Annotated in this window: 6 protein-coding genes; 3 read left to right on the plus strand and 3 right to left on the minus strand. The window is 69.4% G+C overall.

What is annotated here, in order from left to right:
* Positions 1–247 precede the first annotated feature (247 nt).
* A complete protein-coding gene (locus QHF89_RS49485; RefSeq protein ID WP_136973366.1) occupies positions 248–1,516 on the minus strand; it encodes a tetratricopeptide repeat protein in 1,269 nt (422 codons plus the stop codon).
* 83 nt (positions 1,517–1,599) lie between these two features.
* Here QHF89_RS49485 and QHF89_RS49490 point away from each other — a divergent pair, with 83 nt between their 5' ends.
* Positions 1,600–3,162, plus strand: coding sequence for a S8 family serine peptidase (locus QHF89_RS49490; RefSeq protein ID WP_136973367.1), 1,563 nt, complete (start codon positions 1,600–1,602; stop codon positions 3,160–3,162).
* Here QHF89_RS49490 and QHF89_RS49495 read toward each other — a convergent pair.
* Both QHF89_RS49495 and QHF89_RS49500 read right to left on the minus strand, forming a co-directional pair.
* Positions 3,111–4,682 carry an MXAN_6640 family putative metalloprotease gene (locus tag QHF89_RS49495; RefSeq protein ID WP_284722008.1) on the minus strand — a complete coding sequence of 524 codons (1,572 nt, stop codon included), beginning with the start codon at positions 4,680–4,682 and terminating at the stop codon, positions 3,111–3,113. The two genes, QHF89_RS49490 and QHF89_RS49495, sit on opposite strands and share 52 nt — an antisense overlap.
* A gap of 20 nt (positions 4,683–4,702) precedes the next feature.
* Positions 4,703–5,533 (minus strand): HmuY family protein, encoded by an 831-nt coding sequence (locus QHF89_RS49500; RefSeq protein WP_136934972.1) that lies wholly within the window; start codon positions 5,531–5,533, stop codon positions 4,703–4,705.
* A 60-nt stretch (positions 5,534–5,593) separates the two neighbouring features.
* On the opposite strand from QHF89_RS49500, the gene QHF89_RS49505 reads away from it, so the two are divergent.
* Both QHF89_RS49505 and QHF89_RS49510 read left to right on the plus strand, forming a co-directional pair.
* Entirely contained in the window at positions 5,594–6,472 is an 879-nt protein-coding gene (locus QHF89_RS49505) for an AraC family transcriptional regulator (protein WP_136973368.1), read from the plus strand.
* Between the two features lie 135 nt (positions 6,473–6,607).
* Positions 6,608–7,478 (plus strand): IS4/Tn5 family transposase DNA-binding protein (locus tag QHF89_RS49510; RefSeq protein ID WP_284722009.1); only part of this gene is annotated, 871 nt, incomplete at its 3' end.

The raw sequence follows: 7,478 nt of genomic DNA on the forward strand, positions 1-7,478 counted from the left end.
GACTTTCTTTGCCCGGACGAGAGGGGGACGCGAGGCGTCTCCCTCGGGACTAAAGCGGGTGAATCGTCCGGGCTTTGCCCGGACGAGAGGGGGACGCGAGGCGTCTCCCTCGGGACTAAAGCGGGTGAATCGTCCGGGCTTTGCCCGGACGAGAGGGGGACGCGAGGCGTCTCCCTCGGGACTAAAGCGGGTGAATCGTCCGGGCTTTGCCCGGACGAGAGGGGGACGCGAGGCGTCTCCCTCGGGACTAAAGCGGGTGGGATCCCACGAGCGCGGCCACCTGGGCCGGCGGCTTGCCCCCGGTGACGCTCACCTCGGCCTTGCCCTCGCCGAGCTTCACGTCGAGCGCCCAGCCTTCCTTGATCGGCAGCCCCTTCGTCATGAGCTTGCGCGTCTCGGCGTCCGGCGTAAAACCTTCGAGCTGCATGCGGTCGCGGATGTACGTGCGCTCCACGGGCACCGTGAGCGGGCATTTCCATTCCGTCGTTTTTCCCTGGGGCGGCACGCACAGGGTCACGGTCCGGACCGTCTCCTCCTCGTATTCGTCGATCCCCATGTCCGAGTCGTGCCGATCGCGCCGCGCCTCGAACCAGAGCACGGTCGTCTTGCCGGCCGTCTTTTCGGTCACCGTGGGGATCGAGAGCTCCTCGTAAATGCCGAACGCACCCGGGTTGTGCGTCGATCCGATCTTCCCGACAGGAACAAACCCCTTGTCGCCCTTGGCGACGAGGATCCAGTCCGTTTGAAAGACGCCCGTCTGCGCCTCCAGCAACGTGAGCTCGGGCCGGGGGAGTTTGGGCTCTTTCACCGGCTCGCACGGCCGCGGCGCCTCCGGATCCCCCGGCTCCGGCTTCGTGAGGCAGGCGCAGACGTCGGCGATCTTCACCGCCGCGGTCTGGCAGGGCAGGGGCTCGGCCGCCGGCGCCGCGGGCGCCTTCTCTTGCTTCGAAAGCTCCGCGATCCGCTTCTCCACCGTCTCGTTCGGCCTGAGCGCGACCGATTTCCGGTAATGGTCGAGCGCGGCCTTCGGATCCTTGCGCTCCTCGGCGATACGGCCGAGGTTGTAATGCGCCATCGCCTGGAGCTTCGGGCTCGTCGTCCGGCGGAGGGCCTCCTCGTTCGATTGCTTGGCGCGGTCGAGCTCGCCGGCCTTGAACGCCGCCCAGCCGAGCTCCGTCAGCGCGGGCGCGTCGCCCGGCACCACGGCGAGCGCCTTTTCGAACTCCTTGATCGCCTCCGGCCATTGCGACTTCCCGCCGAGGAGCCGCCCCTCCGTGAGGTGCTTTCGGTACGCGCGCATCTTCTCGGGGCTCGGCGCCTCGCGGGTCTTCGGGCGCTTCGGCCGGGGCAGGTCCGCGCCGAGGGCCGAGCCCGTCGGGGCCGCCGAAGCCGACGCCGTGGGCGCCGGGGCCTGGGGCGTGGCCGAAAGCGCGGGCGGCGGGGACACGCCTCCATCCTGGCAAGCCACGAGGGAGGCGAGGGCGGCGAGGGGAATCGAAGCGCGAATCGAGACCATCGAGGCTCAAAAGACACGAGGCCGCGCGTCCCGTCAAGGCTCGGCGTACACTGCGCGGCAGGACCCCTCGCCCCGGAGGCCGCATGGCTCCCCGAATCCAGCACGCTCGCACGACCCTCCCGCTCCTCGCGACGCTCCTCGCCGCGCCGCTCGCCCACGCCGCGCCCCCGCCCGAGGCGTCGACCTTCCTCGACGGAGGCCAAGCCGTCACGGCCGAGCGCCTCGGCGCGGCGGCCCTCGATCCCCGCGGCCGAAGCCTGAAGCCCGTCCGCCTTCGATACGGATCGCGGTCGTTCCTTGCTTCGATCGATCACACCGCCGTCGTCCGCCTCGATCCGGGCGGCGAAGAGGCCCTCGCGCGCCGCGGCTATCGCCTCGTCGAGCCGCTCATGCCCTCGATCGGCCTCTTTCTCGTGGAGGACACGGCCGGCGAAGACGGCCTCTCCATCGCCGCCCGCCTCGCGCGCCCCGACGCGCGCACCGAAGGCGTGCGGGACGCCGTGCCGAACCTCTACGTCCGCATGGAGCGCCGCGGCGCACCGTTTACCCCGAACGACCCGCGTTTCTCCGGACAATGGTATTTCGGCGACGAGAGCATGCGCATGTCCGAGGCCTGGGGCATCACGCAGGGCGACGCGGCGACCACGGTCGTCGTCATCGACAGCGGCTGCGATCTCACGCACCCCGATCTCCAGGGCAAGCTCGATCCGGGCGTCGACGTGGTCGACGGCGACGACGACCCGAGCTACGACCCGGCGTTCTCGGGCGCCGAGCACGGCACGGCGTGCGCCGGGATCATCGGCGCGGCCACGAACAACGGCGTCGGCATCGCGGGCGCCTGCCCGGAATGCCGCCTGCGCTGCGTCCGCATGCTCGCCGACGAGGCCACGCCGCTCTCCGCGCCCATCAAGGCCTTCGATTTCGCGCTGCAAACGGGCGCCGCCGTCGTCTCGAATAGCTGGGGGTACGTCGAGGCCATGCCCGTGCCGGCGGCGCTGCGCGACGCGATCGACAACGTCTTCGACAACGGCCGCGGCGGCAAGGGCGCGGTCGTGGTCTTCGCGGCCGGCAATGACAACCGCAAGCTCGGCGACGACGAGCTCAACGCCGTGCGCGGCGTGCTCACGATCGGCGCGATCAACCAGTTCGACGACAAGACGTTCTTCACGAATTTCGGCGCGTCGCTCGACCTCGTCGCGCCCATCGGCACGCTCACGACCGACATCGTGGGGCCGGGCGGGCTCGATCCGACCGATTACACGCTCAACTTCGGCGGCACCTCCTCGGCGTGCCCCGTGGCCGCCGGCGTGGCCGCGCTCGTCGCGAGCGCCGCGCCGGAGCTCAGCTCGGCCGAAATCGTGGACTTGCTCGTCGAGACCGCGAGGCCCGCGCCGTACGCGACGCCGGACGCGGCCGGGCATGACGTGGTGTTCGGTCACGGCATCGTGGACCCGGTCGCCGCGCTGACGGCGGCGCTCGGGGACGTGGAGCCGCCGGTGACGACGCCGAATCCGCCCGCCGAGACCGAAGAGGACGCGGGCTGCGCCTGCCGGGCGGGCCGGGCGGGCGGGGACACATGGATGGCGGGGGCGTTTTACGGGGCCTTGCTCGCGGGCCTGTCGTTGCGACGGCGCGCGCGGCGGTGACCGAGGAGCAGGAGGGCCCCGAGCGCCGCGAGGCCGGGGCTCGCGGGGGCGGGAGAAAACGCGCAGCCACAGTCGCCGGGGTCGCCCGGGTCGATGGGATCGCCGCCGCCGCTGCCGCTCCCGCCTGCGCCGCCGCTCCCGCCGCCACCGCCGCCTCCGCTGCCGGAGCTCTCGACGGCGGTTTTGCAGGCCTCGACCTCGTCGGGGGAGCCGATGCAAAGGGTCGGCTTGCGGGAGTTGCCCGTTTGGGCGGTATTCACGACGACGACGACGAGATCGTCGGCGCTCGATGTATCGATTGGATCGGCGCCCGCGCGCACGTCGAGCGCCCGAACGACGGGGCCGACCGTGGTGCCCGTGCGGGTCGTGACGAGCAAGGCGAGATCGTCGACCTGCTCCACGGCGTCCTCCGGCGTGGCGAGGGCGGCGGTCATCTGCCCGCGCCCGCCCGTCCCGACCCGGTAGTACTGGGAGGATGCATAAAACACCCGCAGCACGTCCGTGTACGGCGCGGCGACGCTCTCCATGTGGACGGGCGCATACTTGGCGCCGTCCGTATACCCGCGCGTCGGATCGGCGCTCTGGGCCGTGAAGAGGTTCCACGTGGCGAACTCGACGAACGCCGCGGGGAAGGACGCGCCGTCCACTGCGGCGAGCGTCGGATCGAGCACGTCGAGCCAGTTCGGATCGGCCACGTCATCCGCGCCGTCCTCGGTCTTTTCGAGCAACGTGCGGATCGTGCCGTCGCCGTATCGCTCCTCCAGGAACTGGAAGAAGATCGCGCTGCCATAGCTGAACGGATCCACGGGCCCGGGCAGGGGCACGTCGAGCGAGCGGTCGGTGTTGTCGAGGTAGCCGTCGATGAACGCCTCGAAATCGGGGAGCGTGGGATCATACGTCTCGGTGGCCCATACCGCAGTCCCCTCGTTGAAGACGCTCCCCTGGCCGTGATCGTAGGCGGCCTGGACGGCATGAAAAAACTCGTGGCTGCCGAGGATGCGGTTCGCGACGAGCGTCGACGGGTAGCTGTACCCCTTGTAATCGTTCTCCTGGACCATGTAGCCGGTGCATTGATCCGGCTTGTCCGGCCCGCACGTATCGGTCTGGTAGGTGCCGTCGCCGATCCCCGCGAAATCGACGAGGTAGACGTCGAACCGGCCATCCCCCCCGTTGTCCGGCAGCCCCTCGTCGCTGCGCGGCGGCCGGAACCCCATCCCCTCGTAATGGCCGAGCACCTCGTCGTAGACCGACGCCACCTGCTCCACGAAATCGGGCGCGCCCGAGCCGTCCGCGTCCGCGAGCGGCACCGCATGCGGGCCCGCGAGCGTGAAATGGACGAGGAACTTCCCCCCAGGCGAGCCAAACGTCTCCACGACGTCGCCCGGCTCGAAATTGAATTGCAACCCATTGCCCGGCGTATCCGGCCGGTCGAGGGGCGCGAGCGCCGGCCCATCACCTCCGAGCCCCCCCAGCCCCGCGCCCTCCGGCCCGCACGCGGCGAGCACAGAGAGCGCGGCCATCCCGACGAGGCGAGCCGCCCTCACGGCAGGAACGCCCAGCGGATGCGGAAGTTCGCAGAGCCGGTGTTCATCATCGGGATCGAGTCCGTCATGTTGCACTGCTCCTGCACGGACGGCTCGTACCACGTATCCACGATGAACTTCACCGCCCGACCGTCGGCGAGGCGAATCGCGTAGACGGTCCCGGTCATCTTCACGCACGAGGTGTACGTCCAGAAGCCCGAGAGCGCGGTCGCCGGAGACCCGGGCAACCCCGACCCATCCGGGATCAACTCGCAAGCCTCGGAGAAGTACTCGTCCTTGCGGAACGGGAGATCGGGCGCCTCCGAGACCTCCTCGTACTTCGTGTCGACCTTCGTGCGCGTGGCCGTGACGCAGGAGGGGCCGGAGTTTCCGCTGTTGATCCGCACGACGTAGCGCCGGAACGCGATGTCCCAGTCCATCGACGCGATCGAATCCTCATCGGAGATCTCGACCTTCTGGAGGCCCGTCTCGGTGAACTTCCCATACACGTACGAGTCCGGATCCGAGACGAACGCGCCGCCCGCCGTCGCGTCGACCCCGGTGCGGAAGCCACTGCCGTCCGGCTCATTCGTGATGAGGCCGGGGGCGATGTCATTCTGGAGGTTCATCCCCTGAATGACCTGATCTTCACAAGGAACCTCGGACGGCTCGCTGCAACCAGCCGGCTCGCCGCCGCCGGCACCACCGGCACCGCCGCCACCGCCGCCGCCAGCCCCGCCGCTGCCGCCAGAGGCGCCAGCGCCCGAGGGCTCCGCCGGATCCGAGCCACAGGCAGGAACGAACACGAGGAGAGAGCCCAGGAGAGAAATAGGTAGGAAGAAACGCATCGAAGCGATGCTACCATGAGATCCGTCCACATGGCGCGCGCTCTGGTAAGATGGTCGCCCATGGACCGCACGAGCTGGGAGATCGCCGGGCACCGCAGCGCCGCATTCGTCGCCCACCGGGCACAGGCCTGCTCCGAGCGGCCCCCGTCGCGACCCGCCACGCACGACCACGCCGTCCTGTGTTTTTACGTAGGCGGCTCGGCGATCGTCGAGCAACGCGGGCGCCACAAGCTCGGCGCAGGAGACGTGCTGGTCGTGCCCGCAGGCGAGCCGCATCGCACGCTGACCGCCGCAGACGCGGAGCTCTGGGGCCTCGGTCTCTGCATCCCATGCCTCCCCTCGCGAGAGCTCGGCCCCCTCCTCGCGCCGTTCGAGCGCGTACGAAGCGGCGCCTCCGCCGTCGTGACCGTCCCTTCCACCCGACACGAGCACCTCCTCAGCCTCTTCCGCGAGCTCGGCCAGGAGACGAGCGCCCCCCAAACCCCCGCAGGCCCTCTCGTCGTCCAGAGCCTCGTCGCCCTGATCCTCGCCGAGGTGCTCCGCGCGCAGCCGTTCCCCACACCAGACCCCTCCACCGCAAGCTCGCCGCTCGTCGCCGAAGCACTCGATTACATCGAGAAGCATTGCATGCAGCCCATCTCGCTCGCCGACGTCGCCCGCGCCGTACGGCGCTCCCCCGCACACGTGACAACAGCGCTCCGGCAAGCAACCGGCAAGACAGCCGGCGCATGGATCATCGCCGGTCGCATCGCAGAAGCCGCGCGGCTGCTCATCACATCCGACGAACGAATCGACATCGTCGCCGAACGAGTCGGCTACGCCGACCCAACCCATTTCATCCGCGTCTTCCGCCGCGCACGCGGCATGACCCCCTCCGCATTCCGAGCAGCACACCGCCGCGGCGTCGCAGAGGCATCTACGAGCATCGCTCGGCGGTAAGGTCGCGCCGGGGCGCTGCCCCGGACCCCGCGGGGGGCTGTCCGCCCCCTCGACCCCGGACCAGGCACGGCCCTGAGCATTGGTCCCATCTCCCATCGGTACATTCGCCCCCTCTGACGACATTTAGAGGGGGAGATGTTGGATGCAAAGACGGCCTCGTCGGCGGAAGCGTGGGCACAGGAAGAGTTCGGGCATGCGGATCTTGGAGACAAGCGCCGGACCCGGCGGCTGACATGCATGGCCGCGCAGGCGGTGCAGTGTCCGTCGGGAAAGGTGAGTGAGGTCTTTCAGGTCGATGCCCAGAGGCAGGGAGCGTACGACTTCCTGGAAAGCTCCCGCATCGACGCAGGGGCTATCCTCGAGGCGCTCGGTCTTGCCAGCGCGCGCCGTTGCGCGAAGGAGATGTATGTCTTCGTCGCCATCGATGGCACAAGCCTCACGCTCACGGATCACAACCGAAGCAAGGACTTCGGCGCCGTCGGCACCCATGGTCGAGGCACCCGGGGGCTGAAGGTCGTCTGCGGTCTGGCCGTCAACTCGCAGGGGGTGCCCTGCGGCTTGACGTCGATGCAGTGGTGGGCGCGAGAGCAGAAGCAGAAAGAAAACAGCACCAAGCGCAAGCTGCACGAGAAGGAGCTCGGCAACTGGGCCAATGTGATCACCGAGACGTCCGAGCGGCTCGCCATGGCGGCGCCGGGTTGCTGTGCCTGGTACCAGCTCGATCGGGAGGCTGATGCCTGGCAGCTTTTGCTCCACCTCTCGACGAGCGGGCACTGGTTCACCATGCGGGGCAAGGCAAACCGCAGGATCATGTCGGAGACGGGCGCGAGGCGATACGTGTTCGACGAGTTGGCGCGCTCGAGCGCCCGAAAGGGCTCTTTTCCCCTTTGGATCTCGGCAGCACCGGGTCGCACGGAGCGAATGGCGCGGATGAGCGCGCATGTCGCGGCTGTCACGCTGTCGCTTCGAGATGGGTGGAACAAGCGTTGGCGCGCGTTGCCGCTGT

The sequence above is a fragment of the Polyangium sorediatum genome, assembly GCF_029946465.1.
Classification (GTDB): Bacteria; Myxococcota_A; Polyangia; order Polyangiales; family Polyangiaceae; genus Polyangium; species Polyangium fumosum.